Source organism: Lederbergia citrisecunda (assembly GCF_018343695.1).
GTDB classification, from domain to species: domain Bacteria; phylum Bacillota; class Bacilli; order Bacillales; family Bacillaceae_C; genus Lederbergia; species Lederbergia citrisecunda.
This window is the reverse complement of the sequence record NZ_JAGYPJ010000001.1, coordinates 2,097,034-2,123,026: the sequence shown is the minus strand read 5'-3', so window position 1 is coordinate 2,123,026 and position 25,993 is coordinate 2,097,034. Positions and strand designations below refer to the sequence as shown.

Annotated in this window: 27 protein-coding genes and 1 riboswitch; of the genes, 17 read left to right on the top strand and 10 right to left on the bottom strand. The window is 36.2% G+C overall.

The genetic code is table 11. The features are described from left to right. Positions 1-9: 9 nt before the first annotated feature. Both KHA93_RS10590 and menC read left to right on the top strand, forming a co-directional pair. Entirely contained in the window at positions 10-1,476 is a 1,467-nt protein-coding gene (locus KHA93_RS10590) for an o-succinylbenzoate--CoA ligase (RefSeq protein WP_213110714.1), read from the top strand. Then, positions 1,477-2,598 carry an o-succinylbenzoate synthase gene (menC, locus tag KHA93_RS10585; RefSeq protein ID WP_213110713.1) on the top strand — a complete coding sequence of 374 codons (1,122 nt, stop codon included), beginning with the start codon at positions 1,477-1,479 and terminating at the stop codon, positions 2,596-2,598. Positions 2,599-2,624: 26 nt separating this feature from the next. Here the strand turns inward: menC and KHA93_RS10580 are convergent, their stop codons facing one another. Beyond that, positions 2,625-2,777 carry a DUF1540 domain-containing protein gene (locus KHA93_RS10580; protein WP_213110712.1) on the bottom strand — a complete coding sequence of 51 codons (153 nt, stop codon included), beginning with the start codon at positions 2,775-2,777 and terminating at the stop codon, positions 2,625-2,627. Positions 2,778-2,889: 112 nt separating this feature from the next. Beyond that, complete coding sequence (gene yidD / locus KHA93_RS10575; RefSeq protein WP_213112876.1) at positions 2,890-3,111, bottom strand: membrane protein insertion efficiency factor YidD; 222 nt, start codon at positions 3,109-3,111, stop codon at positions 2,890-2,892. A 135-nt stretch (positions 3,112-3,246) separates the two neighbouring features. Here yidD and KHA93_RS10570 point away from each other — a divergent pair, with 135 nt between their 5' ends. Further along, positions 3,247-3,696 (top strand): Dps family protein, encoded by a 450-nt coding sequence (locus tag KHA93_RS10570; RefSeq protein ID WP_349772278.1) that lies wholly within the window; start codon positions 3,247-3,249, stop codon positions 3,694-3,696. 47 nt (positions 3,697-3,743) lie between these two features. Here KHA93_RS10570 and KHA93_RS10565 read toward each other — a convergent pair whose 3' ends face one another. Next, positions 3,744-3,989 carry a DUF6154 family protein gene (locus tag KHA93_RS10565; protein ID WP_213110711.1) on the bottom strand — a complete coding sequence of 82 codons (246 nt, stop codon included), beginning with the start codon at positions 3,987-3,989 and terminating at the stop codon, positions 3,744-3,746. Positions 3,990-4,176: 187 nt separating this feature from the next. Between KHA93_RS10565 and KHA93_RS10560 the strand changes: the two genes are divergently transcribed. Together KHA93_RS10560 and ytkD are read left to right on the top strand one after the other, a co-directional pair. Next, positions 4,177-4,503: a hydrolase gene (locus KHA93_RS10560; protein ID WP_233711124.1), complete on the top strand. Its 327-nt coding sequence runs from the start codon at positions 4,177-4,179 to the stop codon at positions 4,501-4,503. Between the two features lie 176 nt (positions 4,504-4,679). Next, entirely contained in the window at positions 4,680-5,150 is a 471-nt protein-coding gene (gene ytkD / locus KHA93_RS10555; RefSeq protein ID WP_213110710.1) for an RNA deprotection pyrophosphohydrolase, read from the top strand. A gap of 26 nt (positions 5,151-5,176) precedes the next feature. Here the strand turns inward: ytkD and KHA93_RS10550 are convergent, their stop codons facing one another. From KHA93_RS10550 to KHA93_RS10540, 3 genes are all read right to left on the bottom strand, one after another. Then, complete coding sequence (locus KHA93_RS10550) at positions 5,177-5,989, bottom strand: ABC transporter permease (RefSeq protein ID WP_233711123.1); 813 nt, start codon at positions 5,987-5,989, stop codon at positions 5,177-5,179. Beyond that, complete coding sequence (locus KHA93_RS10545) at positions 5,973-6,746, bottom strand: ABC transporter ATP-binding protein (RefSeq protein WP_213110708.1); 774 nt, start codon at positions 6,744-6,746, stop codon at positions 5,973-5,975. Before KHA93_RS10545 ends, KHA93_RS10550 begins: the two co-directional genes overlap by 17 nt. 216 nt (positions 6,747-6,962) lie before the next feature. Beyond that, on the bottom strand, positions 6,963-7,955 hold the full coding sequence (locus KHA93_RS10540) for an ABC transporter substrate-binding protein (RefSeq protein WP_213110707.1): 993 nt from the start codon (positions 7,953-7,955) through the stop codon (positions 6,963-6,965). A gap of 520 nt (positions 7,956-8,475) precedes the next feature. Here KHA93_RS10540 and KHA93_RS10535 point away from each other — a divergent pair. From KHA93_RS10535 to asnB, 5 genes are all read left to right on the top strand, one after another. Beyond that, a complete protein-coding gene (locus KHA93_RS10535) occupies positions 8,476-9,273 on the top strand; it encodes an alpha/beta hydrolase family protein (RefSeq protein ID WP_213110706.1) in 798 nt (265 codons plus the stop codon). Between the two features lie 29 nt (positions 9,274-9,302). Continuing rightward, positions 9,303-9,545, top strand: a complete 243-nt coding sequence (locus tag KHA93_RS10530) for a DUF2584 domain-containing protein (RefSeq protein WP_213110705.1) — start codon at positions 9,303-9,305, stop codon at positions 9,543-9,545. A gap of 587 nt (positions 9,546-10,132) precedes the next feature. Then, a complete protein-coding gene (locus KHA93_RS10525) occupies positions 10,133-10,477 on the top strand; it encodes a pentapeptide repeat-containing protein (protein ID WP_213110704.1) in 345 nt (114 codons plus the stop codon). 327 nt (positions 10,478-10,804) lie between these two features. Next, a riboswitch (SAM riboswitch) is annotated at positions 10,805-10,916 on the top strand. 183 nt (positions 10,917-11,099) lie between these two features. Further along, positions 11,100-12,299, top strand: a complete 1,200-nt coding sequence (gene metK, locus KHA93_RS10520) for a methionine adenosyltransferase (protein WP_213110703.1) — start codon at positions 11,100-11,102, stop codon at positions 12,297-12,299. Positions 12,300-12,459: 160 nt separating this feature from the next. Beyond that, on the top strand, positions 12,460-14,349 hold the full coding sequence (gene asnB / locus KHA93_RS10515) for an asparagine synthase (glutamine-hydrolyzing) (RefSeq protein ID WP_213112873.1): 1,890 nt from the start codon (positions 12,460-12,462) through the stop codon (positions 14,347-14,349). Here asnB and KHA93_RS10510 read toward each other — a convergent pair. Both KHA93_RS10510 and KHA93_RS10505 read right to left on the bottom strand, forming a co-directional pair. Beyond that, positions 14,346-15,197: a C39 family peptidase gene (locus KHA93_RS10510; protein WP_213110702.1), complete on the bottom strand. Its 852-nt coding sequence runs from the start codon at positions 15,195-15,197 to the stop codon at positions 14,346-14,348. The genes asnB and KHA93_RS10510 overlap by 4 nt on opposite strands. Positions 15,198-15,306: 109 nt before the next feature. Further along, positions 15,307-15,825 (bottom strand): gamma carbonic anhydrase, encoded by a 519-nt coding sequence (locus KHA93_RS10505; RefSeq protein WP_213110701.1) that lies wholly within the window; start codon positions 15,823-15,825, stop codon positions 15,307-15,309. A 143-nt stretch (positions 15,826-15,968) separates the two neighbouring features. Here KHA93_RS10505 and KHA93_RS10500 point away from each other — a divergent pair, with 143 nt between their 5' ends. Continuing rightward, positions 15,969-16,784 (top strand): alpha/beta hydrolase, encoded by an 816-nt coding sequence (locus tag KHA93_RS10500; RefSeq protein WP_213110700.1) that lies wholly within the window; start codon positions 15,969-15,971, stop codon positions 16,782-16,784. An 18-nt stretch (positions 16,785-16,802) separates the two neighbouring features. Continuing rightward, positions 16,803-17,900, top strand: coding sequence for a tetraprenyl-beta-curcumene synthase family protein (locus tag KHA93_RS10495; protein WP_213110699.1), 1,098 nt, complete (start codon positions 16,803-16,805; stop codon positions 17,898-17,900). Between the two features lie 136 nt (positions 17,901-18,036). Here the strand turns inward: KHA93_RS10495 and KHA93_RS10490 are convergent, their stop codons facing one another. Together KHA93_RS10490 and mnmM are read right to left on the bottom strand one after the other, a co-directional pair. Then, on the bottom strand, positions 18,037-18,531 hold the full coding sequence (locus KHA93_RS10490; protein WP_233711122.1) for a DinB family protein: 495 nt from the start codon (positions 18,529-18,531) through the stop codon (positions 18,037-18,039). Positions 18,532-18,676: 145 nt separating this feature from the next. Continuing rightward, complete coding sequence (mnmM, locus tag KHA93_RS10485; protein WP_213110697.1) at positions 18,677-19,255, bottom strand: tRNA 5-(aminomethyl)-2-thiouridylate-methyltransferase MnmM; 579 nt, start codon at positions 19,253-19,255, stop codon at positions 18,677-18,679. Between the two features lie 137 nt (positions 19,256-19,392). Between mnmM and KHA93_RS10480 the strand changes: the two genes are divergently transcribed. From KHA93_RS10480 to KHA93_RS10460, 5 genes are all read left to right on the top strand, one after another. Beyond that, positions 19,393-19,683 (top strand): YtzC family protein, encoded by a 291-nt coding sequence (locus tag KHA93_RS10480; RefSeq protein ID WP_213110696.1) that lies wholly within the window; start codon positions 19,393-19,395, stop codon positions 19,681-19,683. Positions 19,684-19,935: 252 nt separating this feature from the next. Further along, positions 19,936-21,126: an MDR family MFS transporter gene (locus tag KHA93_RS10475; protein ID WP_213110695.1), complete on the top strand. Its 1,191-nt coding sequence runs from the start codon at positions 19,936-19,938 to the stop codon at positions 21,124-21,126. A gap of 172 nt (positions 21,127-21,298) precedes the next feature. Further along, positions 21,299-22,156, top strand: coding sequence for a PhzF family phenazine biosynthesis protein (locus tag KHA93_RS10470; protein ID WP_213110694.1), 858 nt, complete (start codon positions 21,299-21,301; stop codon positions 22,154-22,156). 197 nt (positions 22,157-22,353) lie between these two features. Then, complete coding sequence (locus tag KHA93_RS10465) at positions 22,354-24,030, top strand: sensor histidine kinase (RefSeq protein ID WP_213110693.1); 1,677 nt, start codon at positions 22,354-22,356, stop codon at positions 24,028-24,030. Positions 24,031-24,240: 210 nt separating this feature from the next. Then, positions 24,241-25,908 (top strand): extracellular solute-binding protein, encoded by a 1,668-nt coding sequence (locus KHA93_RS10460; RefSeq protein WP_432806310.1) that lies wholly within the window; start codon positions 24,241-24,243, stop codon positions 25,906-25,908. Positions 25,909-25,993: the final 85 nt, after the last annotated feature.

Sequence of the window (25,993 nt, the reverse complement as noted above, 5' to 3'; positions counted from 1 at the left end):
CTTCACATCATGGGAGAAATGATTCCAAATTGGCTATTGCAAAGAACTCATTTAACACCAACTCGAACCGCACTTGTGTTTAACGAACAAACATGGTCTTTTCAAGAACTAAAGGAAATAGTTCTTGATTACGCAATGAAACTATCCGGATATTCAATTTCTCATCATTCTAGAGTAGCAATCCTTATGAAAAATCGGCCAAAGACTGTATTTCTGGTACATGCTTTACAATTGGTAGGGGCAGAAATCGTATTTCTAAACAGTCGTCTTACGGCATCTGAGTTAAGTTATCAGATAAATGATAGTGAGACCACGGTTTTATTTTACGATCTAGATTTTTCTACAACTGCCGAGGACCTTGAACGATTATGTGCTGATCTTCAATCTTGTTCCATTGAAGATCTTATAACCTCTGCTAAACATATAGTAAACATTCATTCCGAGTTTGATCTTGATGATATCAGTTCTATTATGTACACTTCAGGCACTACCGGAAAGCCAAAAGGAGTTCAACAAACATATGGGAACCATTGGTGGAGTGCGATAGGATCCTCCTTAAATCTTGGGATACAAGAAAATGATGCATGGCTATGTACAGTTCCTATTTTTCATATTAGTGGACTCTCGATATTGATGAGAAGCGTAATATACGGTATTCCCATTTTCTTAATGGAAGAATTCAATGAAGAGTATGCTAATTCTTTATTGCAAAGTGGTAAAGTGACGATTATGTCCGTTGTAACTGCGATGCTAAATCGAATGCTGACTGCTTTAAAAGATGAATCTTATCACGAAAATTTCCGCTGCATGTTACTAGGTGGAGGTCCAGCACCACTCCCACTGTTAGAAAAATGCGCTAAGAAGCATATTCCCGTTTTTCAATCGTATGGGATGACGGAAACAGCCTCACAAATTGTTACTTTGTCACCGGAAGATAGTTTCAAAAAGCTTGGTTCTGCAGGAAAACCATTATTTCCAGCACAAATTAAAATCGTTCGAAATGATGGAAAAGATGCAAGTGCTCTAGAAACAGGAGAAATTGCATTAAAAGGACCGAACATCACACCTGGATATTTACATCATGATATGTCTGTTTGTGACGGTTGGTTTCTAACTGGGGATCTTGGCTATTTAGACGAAGATGGATTTTTATATGTGCAAGATCGACGCTCTGATTTGATTATATCGGGAGGAGAAAATGTATATCCCGCTGAAATCGAGGCAGTGCTTATGGCGCATGAGACAGTATATGAGGCTGGTGTGACTGGAATAAATGACACGACATGGGGTCAAGTGGCGTATGCTTTTATTGTGGGACAGAATGTTACAGAAGAGGAGCTGCTCCAATTTTGTAGGGAGAAGCTAGCTTCTTATAAAATTCCGAAACGGATTATTCAAGTGAAGGAATTGCCACGGAATGCAGCGAATAAACTAGTACGTGGAAAATTACGGCTTTTGATCGAAGGAAGGAACTAAATGTTACATATAGATCGTGTTCGCTTATCACTTATAGAAATGCCTTTAAAAAAGCCATTTTTTACTCACCTTGGTACGGTGCACAATAGACAATCGATCATTATCGAAGTGGTGGACCGAGATGGTGTTTCCGGATTTGGTGAAGCAGTTGCCTTTTCCTCCCCTTGGTATACTGAGGAAACAGTTCAAACTGAACTACATATGTTAAAGGATTTTCTAATTCCAAAGCTGTTTACTGAGGAAATAAACCATCCAAAAGAAATATCGAGTATATTTGGTTCAATAAGAAGAAATGAAATGGCCAAGTCCGGAATTGAGACAGCTATTTGGGATCTATACGCAAAAAAACAAGGTCAGCCGCTTTCTTATTTGCTTGGTGGAAATCGAAAGGAAGTTCCTGCAGGTGCTGTTGTTGCAGCACAAAATATAGAGAAAGCATTAAAACAAATAGGGGATTTTCAAGAGCAAGGCTATCAAAGAATAAAAGTAAAGATTAGTCCTGAAAATGATATCCATTTGTTGAGGGAGATTAGGAAGGAATACCCTTATGTTCCACTTATGGTTGATGCAAACTCTGCATATACACTGGATGATATAGATCGACTGAAAGCATTGGATGAATTCCGATTATTAATGATTGAACAACCTCTTTCTATAACAGATATGGTGGATCATGCCACATTGCAAAAGCAAATCTCAACTCCTATTTGTCTAGATGAGAGTATAACAAGTTTTCAAGATGCATATAGCGCCATCCAACTTGGCAGCTGCCAAATCATGAATATTAAAATGAGTCGTGTTGGCGGCTTGGAAAATGCAAAGCGTATCCACGATTTATGTGTCGAACATCATATTCAAGTATGGTGTGGGGGAATGATTGAATTTGGTATCTCAAGGGCACATAATATTGCGCTTGCTACACTGGAAGGATTTACGATACCTGGTGATATAGTATCATCAAATCATTATTGGGAAGAAGATATCATTGAGCCTTTAGTTGAAGTGAAAAATGGAATGATTTCTGTGTCGACTGAAGCGGGAATCGGTTTTACGATTAATCGCAAACGATTAAAGGAAGTTACGATATACAGTGAAGAATATGAAAAAGGGAAGGGAGTCTAATACTCGCCTTCCCTTCTTATATTGGATCATTTATGTTTAAAGGTTTGGCAGTCAGTTTCGCGCTCGGTTTCCGCTTTTTTTCCAGTGTGACTTACCACATAGATTTGATTTGCAGAACAAAGATTTCCCATCGCCCAATATTGACAGTTCTGTACTTCACATAACACATCTTTAGCCATCTGTACCACTCCTTTTCAGAATAAGATACATCACTAGTTTTGGCAAAGAGATAGATGTTATGAGAGGAAATGAAACGTTAAATAGCAACAACTTTTCCAATCTTACCAAATTTTATTGCTTTTTTTCAGGGACTGGATCGATGCCTCCGGGATGGAAAGGATGACATTTTAATATTCTTTTTATTGTCAGAAAGCCGCCACGCAAAGCACCAAAACGTTGAATTGCTTCGATTCCATATTGGGAACAAGTTGGATAGAATCGGCATGTTGGCGGTTTTAGAGGTGATATGATTTTTTGATAAAATCGAATGATCATGATTAATATTTTTTTCAACATCATCGCTTCTTTCAGGAAGGATAGTTCATTATCCTGTTATTTTAGCATATTTTCATCGAGGCAAGGGAAGAATACGTTTTGTTTGGAATAAGAGCATGTAGGGTAAAGTTATGATAAGAGGAGTGATAATAAGTGACTGATACGACAAATAATTTAATTCACATTATCAATAAGCAAGTAGCTAATTGGACGGTTCTTCATATGAAGCTACATAATTTCCATTGGTATGTTAAAGGTACAAATTTCTTTGCCCTCCATGAAAAATTCGAGGAATTGTATAATGAAGCTGCCATTCACATTGATGAACTTGCAGAAAGAATCCTTGCTCTTGGAAACAATCCTGTTGCAACATTAAGAGAAGCTCTTGAGATGGCTAGTATAGGCGAGGCAGAAGGTAAGAAAGATGCTAATCAAATGATTCAATCCCTAGTCGATGATTTTACAGTTTTAATAACTGAATTAAAAGATGGGATTGAGGTAGCCAATACTATGGGAGATGATTCAACAGGTGATATGTTAATCGCAATCCATCAAGGATTAGAAAAACATAATTGGATGTTAAAAGCATATTTAGAGAAATAAAAAACTTGGCATATTGCCAAGTTTTTTTGATGCTATTATGTATCATATCAGTGTAAATGTCTGGAGTTTGTATAGTCAGTTCCATCTAATTGAGCAAATTTCCCTTTAAGTGATTCCAGCAAATACAGACGAATAAAATATTGGAGTTCATGCTGATCCATTTCTTTTACAATCTCCAATAATTCATTACGGTCATAATGTTCTAGAACTGCAAATGTAATCATGTCTAAATCTTCTTCATCGTCTGTAATTTTATTACGATACATGGCGAATAATTCGTCCACCAATTTCATGCATTTCACCTCTTTTTATCATGAATATCATGCCATATCTACGTGATTTCATCAACTTATATTTTCTATACCCGAAATATTATCGATACAATCAAAAAAAAATTAGACAATCTCCATTAAGAATAAATTAGCTATATGTGCGACAAAATATGCATAGTAAAATTAGTAAATCAGGAGGTGTACTACCTTGGAAAATAGAAAGACCTACTACATATCAGTGGGTGCAGGCGAAATTATGACTGTCCCTAATGCTTCTCCATGGGAGTTTAAGATTCAAGCTACGGATGATGAAATCACACGTCTCCGTCAAATATTTGATTCAAGTCAAGACAATAGTGTTGATGATTTTTTACGTGCCCACATACCCTTTGTCGAATATCATAATGACTCAACAAATGATATACATGATGAGAATTTAATAAATGTTTATGAAATGATTCATCAACTTGGGGATGAAGAAGCAAGAAATCATATTGAGAGCATGGGCATTTTAAACAATTTTACAAGTGAATAAGAAATGCACAACAAATTTAAAGACATTAGACTTAAAGAGAAAATAATTTGCTAGTATCAGGCGGGGCTGAGCAAGATAAATTAGCATCTATATTAATATGCAACTTATGCTTAAAAGTGCACTCCTCTTTTCTCAATAGAAACTGTATCGTATAGTGGGAAAGAGGAGTGATTTTTTTGTTGCAATTTTACGATGCAAATGGAAATAAAGTCGTTTTTTCGTTTGAAAAAAATGTTTTTCCACTAGAAACTCGCCATGTATTAGTCATATCCCGTTATAAAAGGAAATGGCTCTTAACGGATCACCCTGTTCGTGGCTTGGAGTTTCCAGGAGGCAAATTGGAAACGGGAGAAAGTGTAGAAGAAGCGGCTATAAGGGAAGTATATGAAGAAACCGGCGGAGTTGTAAAAGCATTGGACTATATTGGTGAGTATTACGTTGAAGATAAACAAAACGGTTCTTTTGTAAAATCCGTTTTTTACGCAGATATTCATACTATGGAGAATAAGCATCATTTTATGGAAACAAATGGACCTGTATTAAAAGAAGGGGATCTTTTAAAAGAGTTAATGAATCCGGAGTATAGTTTTATTATGAAAGATAAGGTTGTTTCTCTTGCGTTAAGCAAAATAAAAGAGAAATATTGAGACTGTCTCACTTGAGACAGCCATCACTATTCTCCGGCGTCTTTTATTAATTTTTTCTCAAGCCACTCAACGACTTTATACATAATAGTGGCAAAAATAGCTATGAGTAGTAGCGATAGCATTACGAGTGTGAAATTAAATACTTGGAAACCATAAATAATCATATATCCAAGTCCCTTTTTTGATACAAGGAACTCCCCGACAATGACACCTACCCATGATAAACCCACATTTACTTTTAAAGTAGAAATGATAGTTGGGAAAGAGGCAGGTAAAATGGCTTCTTGGAAGAGTTGCCGTCTCGAGGCACCAAACGTACGTAAAACTTTTATATAATTACCATCTACTTCACGGAAGGAAGTATAAACAACAATCGTTGTGATGATGATTGAAATAAGGACTCCCATCGCGATAATGGATGTGAATCCTGGACCAAGCCCGACGATTAAGATTGGACCGAGAGCCACCTTTGGCATCGCATTTAATATGACGAGGTAGGGATCGAGAATTTTCGATAAAAAAGGAGACCACCATAAGAGAGCAGCTAGAATGGTGCCAAGTGCCGTTCCAAGAATAAATCCAAACAATGTTTCAAATACGGTAACACCAAGATGAGTGAATAAAGATGAATCTGCCACTTTTTCGATAAAGAGATTTACCACTTTTGAAGGATAACTAAAAATGAGAGGATCTACCCAGTGGAGTCTGCTTGCTATTTCCCATAAGGAAAAAAAGGCAATGAAGATTAATAACTGGTTAAATAACACCCATTTTTTTTCAGTGGCTAGTTTTTGTTTATATTTTGTATGAAGGAGATGCGGATCAGTTAAGTTCTTCAAGACTCTCAAGCTCCTTCCAGATTGTTTGAAAGATGTCATTGTAGGCTTCTTTACCGCGAACTTCAAACGGAGTAACATGACGTAGTTCTTCTGGAACATCAAATATTCTATGGATCCTGCCTGGTTTAGCGGAGAATAGCACGATCCGATCACTCATAGAGATTGCCTCACCTATATCATGAGTAACTAAGATGGCAGTTTTTTTATAAGCTCTTAACGTTTCAAACACTAAATCCTCAAGCTTCAGCTTAGTTTGATAGTCAAGGGCCGAGAAAGGTTCATCCAATAAGAGAAGCTTTGGATTTACAGCCATTGTCCTTGCTAATGCGGCACGCTGCCTCATTCCTCCTGAAAGCTGCCGTGGAAATTGTTTTTCAACACCTTCCAATCCAATTTGCTTTAAAAAGAGAAGCGCATTTTTTTTCGTTTCCTCATTCAGTCGACCATTGAGTTTTAGTCCTAAAAAAATATTTTCTTCAATCGTTTTCCACGGAAATAAATAATCCTGCTGGAGCATATAGCCGATTAAATTTGAATTAGTTTCAGGAGATTCGTGATCAATCATTATACTGCCGCTTGTTGGTGGGAAAAGACCTGCCAAAATGGATAACATTGTTGTCTTTCCACAACCACTAGGTCCTAATAATGAGATGAATTCTCCTTCTTCAATAGAGAAGGAGATGTCCTCTAATGCTTTCGTAGAAGTGGATGGAGTAAAATAAAAGTGGGCTACCTGCTTAACTTCTAGAAAACTCATCGTCAAAGCCCTCCTTTATTAGTGTCTAGCTAAATAAAATGCCTATCGACAAGCAAACTTTAAGTCCTTTTCCTTTCGTTTCTCGTCGTGTTTCCTTTATCTCAAGTCTTGAGCCCAAAGAAGAAGGTCGACTAAAACCGCCACGTCCTTATGTCTTCGTCGACTAATCCGCATCCATCTAGCCTCTACGTCAATGAGCAAGGGACTTGCACTTGTTTATTTCATTACTTTATCGACAATCTTTGTATTTACAAGCTTTTCATAATCAACTTTTTTAGGAAGTTCACCAGCTTCTTCCATAATTGCTTGTAAATTGTCCCAACCTTCTTTTGTAATTTTCATTTCTTTAGCAAAAGATCCTTGACTTTTGTAGCGGTCGACAACTACTTCCAATGTTGCAAGATCGGAATCCTCGAAAAACGGCTGTACGACTTTTGCAATATCTTTAGCGCTATTTTCATCTACCCATTTTTGGGCCTTGTAGAGGGCACGAACAAATTTTTCTACGATTTCTTCATTTTTTGCGATATAACTTTCTTTCGCCATAAAAGATGTGTAAGGTACTTCGCCTGACTCTTCACCAAAAGAAGCAACAATATGTCCTTTTCCTTCTTTTTCCATAATGGAGGCAGTTGGTTCAAAAAGCTGTACATAGTCACCAGTTCCGGAGCCGAAGGCACTTGCTATATTTGCGAATTCAATATTCTGGATGAGCTCCAAATCCGCATGCGGATCGATGCCATGTTTTTTTAATACAAACTCTCCGACCATTTGGGGCATTCCGCCTTTACGTTGACCTAAAAATGTAGATCCTTTCAACATATCCCAATCAAAGTTATCTATTTTTTCGCGTGAAACGAGGAAAGTGCCATCGGTTTTAGTCAATCCTGCGAAATTAATTACTGGATCGGATGCACCTTGCGCATAAACATATATGGATGTTTCCGACCCAACCAGAGCGATATCAGCCCCGTCTGCGAGTAGGGTCGTCATTGTTTTATCTCCGCCCCAAGCTGTAGTTAGTTCAACATTAAGACCTTCATCTTTAAAAAATCCTTTTTCAATGGCTACATATTGAGGTGTGTAAAATATAGATCTAGTTACTTCTGCAACTCTTACTTTACTTTCTTTTTGTGAGCAGGCGGTCATGGCAATGAGCAAAAATGTGGATATGAGGACTACAATTCCTGTTTTTAACCATGTCTTCATTGTTACAATCCTCCTTATGAAATTATCTGGGCTAACATATAGTATGAAATGGGCGAAAATGTGTGATAGCCTATAAGAAAAGTACATTGTCCATTGAAGTTCAAGTGGTCGTTAATGAAGTTGAGGAGGCAAGTGAACTCAGGATGCCGGACGGTAAAGTCACGGTGATAGCCAGTAAATGGTGCAGCCTGCTAGTAAAGTTGCGGTGATGGCTAGTAAATGGTGAAGTCTGCTGGTAAAGTCGCGATGATGGCCAGTAAATGCTGAATGTGGCTAGAAAAGTCGCAGTGATGGCCAGTAAATGGTGAAAAGGGCTAGTAAAGTCGCGATGATGGCCAGTAAATGCTGAAAACGGCCTGTAAATTCGCGAATCTGGCCAGTAAAATCACAAATACGGCTAGTAAAATGAAATAGTGGTCAACATAATCAAGATGACGTCATGTAAACCATGTAGTTCGCTATGTGATAAACACTGGAGCATAGCGGAAAAAGATTACATACTTCAATAAAGGGGAATTTTATGAATAAGAATGGAACAATAATCGATAAACAACATTTCCCATCCCCAAATCCGCTCGTACGATTATTTTTAGTCACTTATATATCTCAAGGATTAAAGGTAAAAGGTTTACTTGCCGAGCCTATACAGGAGGGTAAATATGAAGGATTTCTTTACTTGCGCGGTGGAATAAAGAATGTAGGAATGGTAAGAGCGGCACGAATTGCCCAATTTGCTTCGGAAGGATTTGTTGTATTCGCTCCTTTCTATAGGGGAAATCGTGGGGGCGAAGGCAATGAGGATTTTGCTGGTGAGGATCGAAACGACGCATTTTCCGCATTTGAATTAATAAAAAGCCTTCCAAATGTTGAAAAAAATCGGGTTCATATTTTTGGTTTTTCTAGAGGGGGAGTCATGGCTCTTTTTACGGCTATCCAATTTCCGGAAGCAGCATCAATTGTAACATGGGGAGGAGTGTCAGATATCTCACTCACATACGTGGAGCGAAAAGATATGAGGAGGATGATGAAACGTGTCATAGGCGGCTCTCCGAATACAGAGCCTGAGAAATATGAATATCGCACACCACTTTATGAATTGGAAAAACTTTTACCTCCCGTTCTCATTATCCACGGCGAACTTGATGATAATGTATCGATCGAACATGCGAGGCACTTAGAACAAAGACTTCAATCACTTGGAAAGCAAGTAGATACATGGTTTTTTAAAACATTTACTCATTATTTTCCACCCGCTATTAATCGAGAAGTCGTTCGGGACCTCTGCCTTTGGATGAAAAAGCAAAGATGTGATATATAATAAGTAACAAGGATAAGGGGGAATCCAGTATGGGAATGCCGTTGGAATTAAATACGATGATTGTGACAAAAGGAAAAGAAAAAAGGCAAAAGGATAATTTGTTCACGCTCGAAAAAAATGGTTACAGACTATACCCAATTGATATTCCTATAGAAGTCCGACATTCTAAAGAGAGCGATTATCATGCTACTGCCATCATTAAAAAGGTTGAATGGGAGAATGAAACGACCACAATCTTGTATCAGCTTGTGGCATTGCATTCAAGTAATTAGATAAGTCTAGGATAATGCGTTCATCCATCGAATCTGCATTAGAGCACGTAAGCAGTGAAAACTGCCCAAACCTGAGAACCTGTGAAAAAATAGGTAGTCGTTAGATTGTAGCTGTTGGTTGTAGAAAAAAGACTGTATTCAAACATTTTTATGAAAGAATACGCTAAACCGTCATTCATATCCGGTTTGGCGTTTTTTTTTCATATTTTAAGCTTGGTCTCGGACATGACAACGAAACTACATTCATTCTCCTGCTCTTGTATGTGTTTAATGAATTGAGAGACGTATTCTTCTTAAAATTGAAATTGTATTGCTTAAGAAAAGCCGTATCTGTTTGCGTTCTGAAAGGAATCCGCATAGCTGGCTTTTTACTTAGAAATAACGTTCAGATTAGTTTCAAATAAAGGAAATTTTAAAAAAGAAGCGAAACTATTATATAAATTGTTAGAAATATTTGTGCTAAGGTATCAAATAATCGAGCGTTAAAAAAGAAGGAGAAGAACAATATGAATCAAGAACACTTGGAGATTAAGGACTCTTGGAAAGTCATTAATGCTAAATATGCATGTTTTGATTATTCATAATTTGTGGCTACTGGTGCAGAACATATGACTTTGGAGGACGTGTCACTCGTTGGAACCAAAATTACAAATGCAAATTTGAGCAAACTTGAAATAAACGGAGCTCAAATGGGAGGAGCTTACATACATAACATTGGTATTCCTAAAGAAGGAGATCCTCACTATAATCCGGAAACTACAGGTCAGCCTGTAAGATTTGAGAATTGTGAACTTAGAGGTAGTCAGATTTCAAATTGTGACCTTAGCAATGTAAATATTCAAGATTGTGAACTAATGGGTATGAAAATTAATGGGATACTAGTTGAAGATCTTTTAAAGAATTATCAAATTTCTAACAATCGAACGAAATAAAATTACAGAACGATATTAATAAAATCAAGATTTAGGTCATTGCTTTTTAAAGTTTGATACTCGTTTTGTCGGATATCGTATCGTTTCAGCATAATAAAATGTAAGAAAAACTCCATGCCGTACAAGATTTAGGACTACTTTTTATCTTCATTAAAAGTATTGGCACGCCCCTATTATGTAGAAAAACAAAAATGAGGTTTATTTTAAAGCTATTAGGTTAGTAAAATATCAAAATTTTAAAAAGACCAATGCCCTTTGTAAAGTAAACGATTTTTCTTAATTGACAATGACTAGCACATTGCGCTATTATTTTAGATTGAACGGATACTCTTATCCTGAGATGGTGGAGGGGACAGGCCCTATGAAACCCAGCAACCTACTAACAATTTGTAAGCAAGGTGCTAACCTGTTGCAGGGCGTTTGCCTTGGGCGATAAGAGTGAAAGGCTCGGATGATAGCAAAACCTTTCCTCAATGTATATAATAGGAAAGGTTTTTCTTATTTTTAGGGTGACTTTCGTTTTTTAAATCCTTTTTATCATCATTATGGAGTCTTTAATCATGAAGGAATTGAGTACCGTTACTTATATATGGAAATCATACTGTTAAAAGGAGGAAACATCTTGTCCAAAACTCGCCATTTATTTACATCAGAATCTGTAACTGAAGGGCATCCTGATAAGATTTGTGACCAAATTTCGGATTCTATCTTGGATGCCATTTTATCAAAAGATCCAAATGCACGTGTAGCATGTGAAACATCTGTCACTACTGGTCTTGTACTTGTAGCAGGAGAAATTACGACAACCACTTATGTTGACATTCCAAAAATCGTAAGGGACACTATTAAGGAAGTAGGGTATACCCGCGCGAAATATGGGTTTGATGCTGAAACTTGTGCTGTAATCACTTCAATTGACGAACAATCTCCTGATATTGCTGCTGGAGTTAACCAAGCGCTTGAAGCAAGGGAAGGTTCAATGTCAGAGGAAGAAATCGAAGCTATCGGGGCCGGAGACCAAGGTTTGATGTTCGGATATGCATGTAATGAAACAAAGGAACTCATGCCGCTTCCAATCTCATTAGCACACAAATTATCTAGAAGATTGTCCGAAGTGCGTAAGGAAGAAATTTTAGCATATTTACGACCTGACGGAAAGACGCAAGTGACTGTAGAATATGATGAACATAATAATCCAGTTAGAATCGATACCATTGTTATTTCAACCCAACATAATCCAGAAATTACTTTAGAACAAATAAAAAGCAATATTAAAGAATTTGTCATAACACCTGTTGTTCCTGCAGAGCTGATTGATGATCAAACGAAATATTTTATTAATCCAACCGGTCGCTTTGTTATTGGAGGTCCACAAGGGGACGCTGGTTTAACGGGGCGTAAAATTATAGTTGATACGTACGGTGGTTATGCTCGACATGGTGGGGGGGCATTCTCCGGAAAAGACCCTACGAAAGTAGACCGTTCCGCTGCCTACGCTGCGCGTTATGTCGCAAAAAACATTGTTGCATCAGGTCTCGCAGATCGTTGTGAAGTTCAGCTTGCGTATGCAATTGGAGTCGCCCAACCTGTTTCTATTTCAGTCGATACATTTGGAACTGGAACTGTCTCAGAGGAAGTATTGGTTGAAGCGATTAGAAAGAACTTTGATTTAAGACCAGCTGGCATTATCCGGATGCTTGATCTTCGCCGTCCGATTTACAAACAGACAGCTGCCTACGGACATTTCGGACGTACCGATTTAGACTTACCTTGGGAAAGAACTGATAAAGCGGAAGCCATTCGAAATTCGGCACAATTGTAACAAAATAATGGTGAAAAATAGGGCTGTATGAAAAATACGGCTCTTTTTTTTGTAAATATTACTGCAAAAATTGATAAAATAATGATAGTATTAACAAGTATGCAACGCATTGATGTAACAAATATTGCGCTTGAAATATAACAGAGTAGGTGACAAGGAAATGTGTGGTTTTATCGGTTGCGTTCATGATCAGGCAATGGAATACCGTGAGTCTGATCAAGAATTATTTAAACAAATGAATCAAATTATCACTCATCGTGGTCCGGATGATGAAGGATATTTTACAGATGAGCATATACAATTCGGTTTTCGTAGACTTAGTATCATCGATATTGAAAGTGGTAAACAACCTTTATCATATGAAAATGAACGATATTGGATTATTTTTAATGGTGAAGTATATAACTTTGTGGAATTAAGAGAAGAACTTTTAAAAGAGGGATTCCATTTCGAAACAGCTTCAGATACAGAAGTTATCATTGCTCTTTTTAGTCAATTAAAAGAAAAAGCGGTTGAAAAGCTTCGTGGCATGTTTGCCTTTATGATTTGGGACAAAGAAAATCAGGAGCTTTTTGGTGCTCGTGATCCATTTGGTATTAAGCCATTCTTTTATTTTGAAGAAAATAATCGTACGTTCTTTGCTTCCGAGAAAAAGAGTATCTTGCTTGCGACTACACACAATGAGTTGAATCGTGACGCATTGCAACAATATATGACGTATCAATTCGTTCCAGAACCGGATTCAATGACAACAGGCATTAAAAAATTGGAGCCAGGTCACTATTTTATTAAAAAAATTGGTGAACCTTTACGAATTTCACGGTACTGGAAAGCGCAATTCCATCCAGTCTATAAATCTGAAAAAGAATTTATTAAAGAGATTCAAGACGTTTTATTTGATTCCGTTAATGTTCATATGCGTAGTGATGTTCCGGTTGGATCTTTCCTATCAGGTGGAATTGACTCATCGATCATTGCTTCGATCGCAAAACAATTCCATCCAAGTATTAAAACATTCTCCGTCGGATTTGAGCGGGATGGTTTTAGTGAAATTGATGTTGCCAAAGAAACGGCTGATAAGCTAGGTGTCGAAAATATTAGTTACGTTATCACTCCGGAAGAATACATGAAAGAACTTCCAAAAATAATGTGGTATATGGATGATCCACTTGCGGATCCTGCTTGTGTTCCTTTATATTTTGTCGCAAGGGAAGCACGGAAGCATGTAACAGTCGTTCTGTCTGGTGAGGGAGCGGATGAGTTATTCGGTGGATACAATATTTATCGCGAGCCACAATCATTAGAAATGTTTAATAAAATCCCTGCAATCGGAAAGTCACTTCTTCGCGGTTTAGCGAAAGTATTGCCAGAAGGAGTAAAAGGGAAAAGCTTCATAGAGCGTGGACTTACACCGATGGAAGAACGCTATATTGGAAATGCAAAAATGTTTTCGGAAACGGAAAAAAGGAACTTACTCAAAGTTTATAATGAAGGTATCGATTATCGGGATATAACAAGACCTTTATACGCTGATACAGTTGGGTATGATCCTGTCGATCAAATGCAATATATCGATATTCATACTTGGATGAGAGGGGATATCCTTCTTAAGGCCGATAAAATGACGATGGCTCATTCACTCGAGTTAAGAGTACCTTTTCTTGATAAAGAAGTATTTAATGTCGCATCCAATATCCCAACAAGTTTAAAAACGGCGGAAGGTACGACGAAATACATACTTCGGAAAGCAGCCGAAGGAATTGTACCGGACCATGTATTAAATCGTAAAAAACTTGGATTCCCTGTTCCAATCCGTCATTGGTTGAAGAACGAAATGCATGACTGGGTAAAAAATATCATTAAGGAAAGCGATACTGACCATATTATTAACAAACAATATGTTCTTAATTTGCTGGAAGATCATTGTCAAGGAAAAATGGATTATAGCCGCAAGATTTGGACGGTTATCGTCTTTATGGTTTGGCATTCTGTCTATATGGAAAACCAATATGACTTTCAAAACGAATATAAAAAAGCAGCCGCTCACTAATATGAATAAGTGAGCGCCTGGCTGCCCATTTGCACCCAAGATTTTTCAAAATCTTTAATGGGTGCTTTTTTATTTTTTATACCTGTTAATGGATCATTAAAATAAACAAATTGGTCGTCATAACCTGTTATTAGAACGGAATGTTCTTTCATCGTAACTCGAACTTTTCCTTCTTTTGTATGCCATATTTGAAAATATGAATCTTCTAATTCCCGGTATTGAGAATTGATGATAACCCATACTGGACGACCATCAGATAGCGGAATCTTTAGTTCATCAAAAGATTGTCCAGATAAATTCACCATTTTTTTAGGTAAATAAGATTCTGCAAGCTCCATAATGGGTTCATGGTAAACTCCAAGTCCTGGTTCATTAAAAGAGTACATATTACCCACGAATCCTTTATGCGGATTTCCAAAGTGGATTTCTCCATTTTTTACGGTACGAGGTGTCAGGTCTTTTTTGATTTCTTCAGCTAGGCTCATCTTATCCACATTAATACCCGCACTGCCTAAAAGCATTGCCAACGTTGTGACCTCGCAGCCACGTGGAAGCTCAGGAAATTGCTTAATAACGGGAGCATCAATCAGCACTTTATTCTCAATTCTAATAATCTCTAATTTTTCTTTTTGTTCATTAATTTTTACGGCTTGAACATTTTGTTTAGCTCCGTCAGTTTTTTCACTATATGTTCTAATGGATCCATATAAATAAATCGAAGCTCCAAAAATGACGATAGCCAAAAATGAAATGACTCCTGAAAAAAATACATGTTTTTTATATTTAATAAATAGTAAGATGAATACACCGACAGCACATGCTATCGATATGAACTGCAGTGTTTCCATATTAATCGATCACCTTTTTAATATAATGGCTGCTTGCAGGAAATAATACTTCGGGCTTATTTGAAGAAAAAAGCCCTCCTCTATTACATCGGAATTTAATCATGTCTTTTCAATCTTTTTGTAGTGATTTGTAATAATTTGCTTTTTCCACATATTCTCTTGAAATTCGTTCCATATCTTTTATATCTTCTGCAGTTAATTCTCGTACTACTTTCGCAGGTCGACCAAATGCCAGTGTATTAGGAGGAATGATTTTACCTTGTGGGACTAAGCTTCCTGCACCAATAAATGCACCTTCTCCAATTACAGCTCCGTCTAAAATAATGGAACCCATTCCAATTAATGCCTTTTTTCTAATTTTGCAGCTATGTAAAATAACTTGATGTCCAATTGTTACTTCATCCTCAATAATAAGTGGATTTCCAGGACTTTGATGTAAGACAGAGTTATCTTGAACATTTACTTTGTCGCCAATGATGGTAGGAGAGACATCTCCGCGGATGCTACAATTAAACCAAACACTTGAATCTGCACCAATTTTGACATCTCCGGTAATCGTTGAATAGTCGGCAATAAATACGGAGTGATGAATATCAGGAGTTTTTCCATGATAAGGGTAAATAGCCAAATGCAATCGCCTCTTCCAATATATTGTATCTATAGTGTAGCAAATTATCTTGATTTTTGCAGAAAGCCCAATATGTTTGTCGAAAAACTTTCATGAGAGAAAAAAAGGGGTAAAATATTTCTATCAGTATTAGAGGTGGTTATGTGCGAAAGTGGGAAGCATATGAAAATCCGAAGGCGGTTATGGTCATAGTCCATGGAGCAATGGAACATCACGGAAGATACGGTTGGTTGATTGAAAACTGGAGATTAAATGGTTTTCATGTCATTATGGGTGACTTGCCAGGACAAGGGTTAACAACTAGATCAAGCCGAGGGCATATTCATTCCTTTGATGAATATATAAAAGAAGTTTATAGTTGGATAAAGGAGGCTGAAACATTTGCTCTCCCTATTTTTCTTCTTGGACATAGTATGGGTGGTTTAACCGCTATTAGACTTTTGCAAAATATAAAAGTGGAGATAAAAGGTGTATTATTATCTTCCCCGTGTCTAGGGCTTGTAGAATATCCATCAGTTCCAATTAATGCTCTGAGCGTTGGATTAAATTGGATTCTCCCTGAATTAAAAGTTAATAGTCTTTTGGATATTGACCTTGTTACAAGAAATGATGATATAAAGGAAAGAGCTCTAAATGATAGCCTCTATGTTACAAAAGTTTCAGTTCGTTGGTATCGAGAACTTTTAAAGGCAATGAAAGCGGCCTTTACAAAACTTTCAAACTTTCCTAACGTGCCTCTATTGGTTCTGCAAGGCGGAGATGATAAAATTGTAAATAAGACGGATGTCAAGAATTGGTTTAATCAGTTGACGATATCGGAAAAGCTTTATAAAGAATGGAAAAATTGTTATCATGAAATTTTTAACGAGCCTGAAAGAGAACGCATTTTTGATTATGCAAAAAGCTTTGTTGAAATAAGGCTTCGCCAAATAGGTTATAATGATGATACCGAGTATTGATGATGAGGTGATTGGAAGATGTCTTTGCCATCGCATCCAATAGCATTAATGAATCAGGTTTATCGAAAAATAATGCCTGCCGTTCATACTGAATTAGCGTATTGGAAAGATCGAGCTGCTGCTATACCAGATATGGAATTACAGCAGCAAGCACTTGCTAGTATTGAACATAAAACTTTTCACTGTGAGGGTGGAGCCATTATGGCACTTACCGCGCATGATGAGAAGCAATCTGCAGTTAAATTTATAGTTGCTTATCAAACGATTAGCGACTATTTAGACAATCTTTGTGATCGGAGTACATCTCTTGACCCAAAAGATTTTGCAGCTTTGCATGAGTCTATGAAGGATGCGTTGACGGTAGGTGAGCAGCCTAAACAATATTATCGATTCCGAGCGGAGAGAGAAGATGGTGGGTATTTAACGGAACTTGTTCAAACGTGTCAGAACGTTTTGGCAGGTGTACCTCACTATGAGGCGGTAAAACCATTTCTTCTTGAACTATGTCAATTTTATTGTGATCTGCAAATACATAAACATGTTAGTTGGGAAGAACGGGAAGACCGTTTAAAAGAATGGTTTGACGAGTATAAGCACTTATTGCCGGAGATGGGCTGGTATGAGTTTTCAGCTTGTTCTGGATCAACTCTAGGGATTTTTTGCCTAATTTCATATGCATTAAGGAATGATTTTGAGAAACAACATGCGGAAATGATTCGAGAAGGATATTTCCCATATATTCAAGGATTGCACATCTTGCTCGATTACTTTATCGATCAAGATGAAGACCGAGCTGGTGGAGACTTAAATTTTTGCTTTTATTACGAGGATAAAGACCAAATGCTAAATCGATTTATTCACTTTTTAGACGAAGCAGACAAGCATACGAAAAATTTACCTGACAAGAATTTCCATAAGTTAATAAACCGTGGACTTCTCGGTGTTTATTTATCAGACAGAAAAGTGAATGAACAGAAGGATGTCAAAAATCTTGCTAAAAAGATCATGAAGCGTGGAGGCGTCACAAGCTATTTCTTTTATTGGAATGGAAGGCTTTATAGGCGGATACAGCAATTAGGTGGTTCGGTAAGATTTTTAACTCTGCAAAATAGATAAAAGTCATCAATTAAGCGCTTGGATCGTGAATTTAGCTACTATCCAAGCGCTTTTGTATTATATAAATTGGAAATCTTGTGATTTAGTTTTAATAAAATATTATGTAATGTTTCACCTTTAAAAAAACAACTTGAAATTAGCCCAAGTTGTTTTCCTTTAAGAATTGTGTGATTTGTCTTTTGTGGTGGTTGTCGTGGTCTATAAATTCCTTGACAATATATAAAAGAGAATAAGGTGTACCTGTAAATGGACAATGTGTTACACCGTTTGCTGTCAAAGGTTTATTAAGATTTTCATTTGGCATCTCGCCTAGTTCTTTTACAAGTAGTTTCCTTGTATCTTTTGCTTCTTTAAGTAGTTTTGTCTTTGATATGCCTGATTTTGCGTATTCAGAAGCATTTTTATTGAAGGCATCAAAATCAGGAAAATCCATCCCATTTTCGTTTCGTACTGATGGGAGAACTTCTGATAAAAGATGATTATCCCAATTAAGAATATGGGAAATTATCTCACTTATAGACCATTTATCTGTGGCTATTGGTTCAGTCCACAATGTTTCATCTATATTTTCTAATGTACTTAACCAAGATGAAAATTGGTTGAAATCATTAATAATTTCATATTGCTCCATTAATTTAAATCCTCCCATTCCTCAGATTAACTTATGCAAAGTATAACATATAAACTACATTTAGAGAACGTGAGTTCCTATTATTGTAATTAAATAATGGAAATATGGAAAAATGTAACATAACTATTTTTATGTATTTTTTTTACTAACGGCTTCTTTTTTCAATTGCAACGATAAACGGAGGATTGTTAATTTGGTTAATATAAGAGTATTGCAAAACGTGATACTGTTGTTGGTCTAAGCTTGACGTGTACCGAAGCAATGCATCACGCTCCAATTTCCCTCCATCGTGGCCATAATAGATCACGAGAACTATGATACCTCCGGGAGTAATGACATCTAAAAGCTGATGAACTGCAGAGATTGTCGTGTCAGGTTTTGTGGTGAGTGATTTGTCACCTTTAGGTAAATACCCTAAATTAAAAATGGCACTTTTTATATGGTGATGTTTTTCTATGGGAATACAGTCCAATACATGTTCATGTCCAGTATGAAAAAGAGTGGATCTATGGAACAACTTATGTGAGCTAAGTAATTTTTCTGTTTCGATCAATGCGTCGTTTTGTATATCGAATCCGTATACGTGTCCTGTATCTTCAACAAGCCTGGCTAAAAAAAGAGTATCATGTCCGTTTCCTATCGTTGCATCTACAACGACATCACCAGGCTTGACAATATTTTTTAGTATGGATCGTGCAAACGATAGTATATTTTCTAAAGCCAATTCATCCAGCTCCTAACTTAAAATAAACGGCAAAACATACAAAAAATTGTAACATAACCGTAAGCAGAAGAGAACAAACTAAACAAGACCCTTTGAGGACAATTCTCATGGGGATAGGTGAAAGGAGAGGATTGTTAGTGGCAACTCGCCAATCGATTGAAGACTGTATTAATCGTTGTGAGGCAGCAATTCTTTACGCGAACGATCAATTCACTGAAGCAAAAAAACAAGAGCACTACTATGATGTAGAATTCAGTGAAGCACAGCAAGGGTTGGAAAATGCGGTGTTGGAGCTCGAAAAACTAACCGATAGCTCAAATGCACAGCAACGAGAACAATTGCATCGGATTCGCTTAAAAGTACAGCAGTTGCAAAACAAACTGATTCTCCAAGACCATGATCATCCGTTGTATAGTACTTGGCATTAAAAAAGGAGAATCTGGCACTTCTTTGGCGGTGCCAGGTTTTTCTAATTTGATGTGATTGTGACATATACAATGTTTCCTTATTTACCGTTATTATTTTCAACAATAATCCAATATTCTCCTCATTCACATATACGTTACAGCCTCAATTAACTGAATTTATTTTTATTTATCCTTTGCTTGCCAGTACCCTCAAAAAAAGAATAAAATTGTTTTGGTACACGAAATATAAGCTTAGAAAGGGTGCTGGCAAACATGCCAAAAGCATTATGGCTGTTAGTCATCGGGATGCTTATTAATGTAACAGGATCTTCTTTTTTATGGCCGCTCAACGCGATTTATATCCATGATCATTTAGGAAAATCATTATCTGTTGCTGGATTAGTCTTAATGCTAAATGCGGCGACAAGTGTCGTAGGAAATTTATTCGGTGGTTTTCTTTATGATAAATTTGGCGGTTATCGTTCAATCATGCTTGGAATCATTATTTCTGTTGTTTCATTAACCGGGTTAACCTTCTGGCATGGCTGGCCACATTATGTTTTCTTTTTAGCCTTAATTGGTTTCGGAGGAGGAATTGTGTTTCCATCTATGTTCGCGATGGCCGGTGCTGTTTGGAAAGAAGGGGGCAGAAAAGCCTTTAACGCAGTGTACGTTGCTCAAAATGCAGGGGTGGCGATCGGATCTGCATTAGGAGGGTTTGTTGCGTATTATTCCTTCGATTATATTTTCTTAGCGAATTTATTCATGTATGTCATCTTTTTATTTTTAGCACTATTCGGTTATAAAAATTTGGCAGGAAATCAATTAGCACAAACGAATGTATTGCAAGAACGCAAGACATTAAAAAACAAAAATATGTTTTATGCACTGATAATTTTATGTTCTGCCTACTTATTAGGATGGGTCTGTTATGTGCAATGGCAGTCTACCATTGCTGCCTATACACAAGAGATCAACATCACTTTAAAACAATATAGCTTTTTATGGACCGTTAATGGAGCTTTAATCGTACTTGCCCAGCCTTTACTGCAAAGAGTTTTAAGAAAGCATGGAGAACAGTTAAAAGGACAAATGCTAGTAGGGTTTTTCATCTTTATACTTTCCTTTGTTTTAGCTAGTGCCGTAAATGAGTTTAAAGGCTTCCTTGTAGCGATGATTATTTTAACAGTAGGTGAAATGCTCGTTTGGCCAATTGTCCCGACGGTTGCGGATAGATTGGCACCAAAGGGCAGGGAAGGCTTTTACCAAGGTATTGTAAATAGTACTGCTACGGGCGGGAGGATGATTGGTCCCGTGCTCGGGGGAATGATTGTTGATTTAAATGGCATGAATTCTCTTTTTTACTTTATGATCGCTCTTTTATTAGTTGCATTTCTTCTTACTCTTTTTTATGATCGTCCTCTTAACCGCTTAAATAAAGAACAAGCTAAGGCAAATTATTAGTTAGGCAAAGATTTAATAAATCTTTGTCTCAGACTGTAGACAAACTATTTTTGGAGAGTTCAGATGCTAAAAAATAGTTTGTCTCTTGCTTTATGGCAAATTTATCCAACAACGTTTATACGTAGTGCTTTCTATGCGACAATTTACTATAAGTGAGGAAGGAAGGTGTCTTATGAAAATATCCGTTTATGTTGCAAGTGCATTTAGCAAGGATCATAAAGGCGGAAATAAAGCAGGAGTGGTATTTATTGAGAATACATTGACCACTACTCAAAAAATGGCAATAGCCAAACAACTGGGCTATGCGGAAACCGCATTTATATCAGAATCTGAAATAGCTGATTATAAATTTGAGTATTTTACACCAAAAGAAGAAGTTGATTTATGTGGTCATGCCACAATTGGCTCTTTCGCGATACTGATGCATTTAAATAAACTTTTCAGGAATCGCTATACGATTGAAACGAACAGCGGTGTTCTTACTATTACCATAAAAGATGACATCATATTCATGGAACAAAACAAACCGATATTCTATGATGTTGTATCTCCAAACGAGTTCATCGACTGTTTTGACATTAAAGCTATAGACAATAAATACCCCATTCAAATTGTCTCCACGGGCTTAAAAGATATTTTAATTCCTATAAAAAGCGAAACACGATTACATGCACTGCAACCTAATTTTGAAAAAATTAAAGAAATCAGCAAGTATTATAATGTTGTCGGGATGCATCTATATACTTTTAATGACAATCGAATTATATGCAGAAATTTTGCTCCACTTTACGACATCAATGAAGAAGCAGCGACTGGAACTTCAAACGGTGCATTAGCTTGCTACCTTTATGAAAAGCACTACTTGCAAAAAGAAGTCTATGTATTTGAACAAGGTTATTCTTTACACTCGCCTTCCGAAATATTAGTTAAATTAGCAACCAATAGCAAGAATGAAATAGAAAAAGTTTATGTTGGCGGCAAAGGCTATTACTGTGAAACTAAGTGTTTAAATGTAGAAAATATTGAGTGAAAATAAAAAAACACCGAATAAAAAGGTTGAGAAAATAATTTCTCAACCTCTTTGTCTTTTTTTGTTTGTTAGATTTTTCGAAAAGTAATGAATTGTCGAATGTTTGATATTATAATGAAAGCAATTGTGTAAACAGGTAGGGATTTTATATGAATAGAGGAAATATATTCACCAAAGTTGCAATACTAATTGTGTTCTTGTTAATACCAGTTTTAGTTTTGTACTTTTATTCAAATCATGTGAGTAATAATGTCGCTAGCACAGAAATTAAACGTTTAAATAGAGAACAACTGTCCTTTTTTGTCAATCAGGTTGAGATGAACATGGATAACTTAGCAATGAATACAATGACATTAGGTAGAATACAAAGTATTAGAGATTTTAAAACTGTTCATCTTGTTAAAGATCCAATGGATTATATTCAAATAAAAGATGCTGCCATTAAAACAATTGAGCAACAAAACATATCAAATAATTGGAAAAATGAAATTGTAGTTTATTCACCAAATTCTAAAGAGTTAATATCAACGACTGCCTCATCTTTTAATATAGAGAATTTATATAAGAGTGAAAAAAATAGATGGAATTATCATACGGTTAATATAAATGGAAAAGAACAACACTTTTTTTCATGGTACACAGTTGAGCCCTGGTCAAAAAGTTCAAAAATGAAGGAAGAAAATTTAGTAATTGGGATAAGTTTCTCAGAAAGTATTTTACATGAGATGTTAGATCAGTTTAAAAATAGTGGTCGCAATGATCCCTTTTTTTATAATTTTAAAGACGATGCTATTACTAGCAGAACTTCAAATAACGAAATGATAAGAGCTGTGACAAGTGAGATAAAAAAAGATATTCCATTAGATGATGATAATGAAAAGATCATAAAAATTAATAATAAAAACTATTTGATAAGTTACGTACGGTCCAAGAAAATGGGTTGGCTTTTAGTGGATTATGCCCCTTTAGATACCTTAATGTCGCCTATAAAATCAAGTAGTAATTTATTTTATATTTCAGTAGGACTTTTACTGATTACTGGTATATTTGCTGCTTTTATTTTATACCGACATGTCCATGTTCCTATTAATCAATTAATTCATGGAGTAAATAGTGTAAAGTTGGGGGATTATTCAGTGCGAATTCCTAATTTACCAAAGAATGAATTTGCTTTTTTAATCAAATCGTATAATGAAATGGCTCAACAAATTCAAATATTAATAGAAAAAGTGTATGAAGAAGAAGTAAGGTCTAAGGAAGCGGTATTAAAACAACTTCAATCCCAAATCAATCCTCATTTCCTTTATAATTGTTTATTTTTTATTAAAAATATGTCCAAATTGGGAAATCAAAAAGCTTTAGATGAAATGATACATAATTTAGCCGAGTATTACCGTTATACAACAAGAGTAGATAAGTCTTTAGTTTCCTTAAATGATGAGATCAATCTTATTGAAAATTATCTCAATATATACACATTACGAATGGATCGAATTAGTTTTATTATTTCAATTCCAGAAGCAATGAAAGAAGAAAAGATTTTACGCTTAATAATTCAGCCAATTGTTGAAAATGCTATTGTTCATGGTCTTGAACCCAAAATTGGTAAAGGGAACATAAGCATAATAGGGGAAATTATTGGCGATAAAAACATAATTGTGATTGAGGACGATGGTATTGGAATGGAACTAAAAGAATTAAATGCCCTAAAAGGCACAGTAAATTCTTCAATAAACACTAGAAACAATTACGGTATTTGGAATGTTCATCAACGGTTATTGCTTTATTTTGGAACAGGATCAGGAATAGAACTATTTGTTCCTGAGTCAGGAGGATTGAGAGTTGTTTTGTCTTGGAATAGGATACAACAATAAATGAATATTAAATCTCCTCTCTTGCAACAAAAAGAGGAGGTTTTTTTAAATAGTTTATAAAGTAACATGAATGTTAATATTCTATTATTTTTAGCGATGATGAAAGTATGTAAGATAATGAATAGATCAACTATTTCTATGTAAGGAGGATTCTTACTACTTTTACTAGCTTTTATCCTAATAATGAAAACGCTTAAAAAAACAAGGGGGATGAACATGAGAAAATGTATTTCAATAATTCTACTTCTTTTACTCACTTCAGTATTGATGCTCGGTTGTAATAAGCAAACAAATACGAAAGAAAATGAAGAAATTACCGAATCAAAATTGGTAAATGGAAAATATGATCCTCCAGTCACCATTACAACGGGTAGAGGACTTAATACAGGGGATGTAAAATTTAAGAACGATGAGGATATACATAACAACGTTCATAATAAATGGGCAAAGGAAGCATTAGGGATTGAAATAAAATATGACTGGATTGTTGCTGACGAAGGTGACCAATTCAATAATAAAATTCGCTTATCACTATCCGCTAATGAACCATTACCTGATGTAATGTTAATCGGTGATAGACAATTGGCCAGTGATCTAATCGAATCTGGTTTAGTTCAACCTATCGATGAAGCAATAGAAAAGTATGCGACTCCTAGAATAAAAAAACTTTTTGAAGATTTCCCACAAGGATTTGCTACTTCAACTGTTGATGGAAAAAGATATGGAATTCCAAGATATTCTGGTGGAAACGGTTCAGACTCAGTTTTATGGATTCGTCAAGACTGGCTAGATAAATTAAATCTAAAAGGACCTGAAACACTCGAGGATGTTGAAAAAATTATGGACGCTTTCGTTCATCAAGATCCAGACGGCAATGGTAAAGATGACACAATTGGTGTTACGCTTGCTATGAAATATAACTTAGCAACTTGGATGGCTGACGGAAGCTGGATATTTGGTGCATATGGGGATTATCTTCCTAAACATTGGTCGTTAGGGGATGATGGAAAATTAGTGTATGGATCCATTCAACCATCTATTAAACAAGGTTTAGCAAAATTAAATGAATGGTTTGAAAAAGGCTACTTGGACCGAGAAGTAGGTATTTTAGATGAAGAGAAAGCCATTGAGAGTTTTGTTGCTGGAAAGTCAGGGATTGCAGCAGCTCCACCATGGGCAGCTGATTGGCCATTACCTGACCTATTACAAAATAACCCTGAAGCTGTCATAAAAGCTTACCCTATGCCTAGTGGTCCAGATGGAAACATTGGCCGTAAGGGAGAAGGGTATTTGACAGGAGCTTTTCTCTTTAATAAAGACTTTAAACATTTAGATGCATTTTTTAAGTATTATGATGCTATTTATGGATACTTGTTAGGAGAATCTGAGTATTTTGAAAATGGAATGCACGAGGGGTATGACTATGTAATGAAAGATGGGAAACCAGTGTATGACAAGGATGAAATACCAGGTGGTTGGGTTAACCCTGGGAAATATAATCTACTTGGGGATATCCCTGACGCTCCATTTTTAATGTATGATCTTCTCAAACAATTTCACAGAAAAGAGAAAAAGCCGGAAACTGCCTATGAAAATATTCTAGTTGCCAGAGGCGATTTATGGTTAGAATCTGCGGCAATTATTACTGATCAAAATGAACATCGTATCGAAAATTTGTTTACTGGACCACCAACAAAAACACAACAATCAAAAGGTGAATTTTTAGACAAGATGCAAATGAAGGTTTTTAGTGAAATTGTTTATGGAAAAGCACCACTTAGTGATTTTGATAAGTTTGTTGAAGAGTGGAAAGCAGGTGGTGGCGACAAGATCACAGAAGAAGTAAACGAATGGTATAAGTCTGTAAATGGAGAATAAATGAAATTGATGGAGTGCGGATATTAACCATCCGCACTCCAAAAGATTTACTGATTTGTATTGAGGAGGGTTTTATTTGGATTTA

Coding starts and splice junctions, on each gene's coding strand:
- menC (WP_213110713.1), top strand. CDS start 1,477: ATGTTACATATAGATCGTGTTCGCTTATCACTTATAGAAATGCCTTTA.
- KHA93_RS10490 (WP_233711122.1), bottom strand. CDS start 18,531: ATGGAGCAATATGAAATTATTAATGATTTCAACCAATTTTCATCTTGG.
- KHA93_RS10460 (WP_432806310.1), top strand. CDS start 24,241: ATGAACATGAGAAAATGTATTTCAATAATTCTACTTCTTTTACTCACT.
- KHA93_RS10470 (WP_213110694.1), top strand. CDS start 21,299: ATGAAAATATCCGTTTATGTTGCAAGTGCATTTAGCAAGGATCATAAA.
- asnB (WP_213112873.1), top strand. CDS start 12,460: ATGTGTGGTTTTATCGGTTGCGTTCATGATCAGGCAATGGAATACCGT.
- KHA93_RS10510 (WP_213110702.1), bottom strand. CDS start 15,197: ATGGAAACACTGCAGTTCATATCGATAGCATGTGCTGTCGGTGTATTC.
- KHA93_RS10475 (WP_213110695.1), top strand. CDS start 19,936: ATGCCAAAAGCATTATGGCTGTTAGTCATCGGGATGCTTATTAATGTA.
- KHA93_RS10535 (WP_213110706.1), top strand. CDS start 8,476: ATGAATAAGAATGGAACAATAATCGATAAACAACATTTCCCATCCCCA.
- KHA93_RS10540 (WP_213110707.1), bottom strand. CDS start 7,955: ATGAAGACATGGTTAAAAACAGGAATTGTAGTCCTCATATCCACATTT.
- KHA93_RS10580 (WP_213110712.1), bottom strand. CDS start 2,777: ATGGCTAAAGATGTGTTATGTGAAGTACAGAACTGTCAATATTGGGCG.
- KHA93_RS10530 (WP_213110705.1), top strand. CDS start 9,303: ATGGGAATGCCGTTGGAATTAAATACGATGATTGTGACAAAAGGAAAA.
- KHA93_RS10590 (WP_213110714.1), top strand. CDS start 10: ATGGGAGAAATGATTCCAAATTGGCTATTGCAAAGAACTCATTTAACA.
- KHA93_RS10495 (WP_213110699.1), top strand. CDS start 16,803: ATGTCTTTGCCATCGCATCCAATAGCATTAATGAATCAGGTTTATCGA.
- KHA93_RS10545 (WP_213110708.1), bottom strand. CDS start 6,746: ATGAGTTTTCTAGAAGTTAAGCAGGTAGCCCACTTTTATTTTACTCCA.
- KHA93_RS10565 (WP_213110711.1), bottom strand. CDS start 3,989: ATGAAATTGGTGGACGAATTATTCGCCATGTATCGTAATAAAATTACA.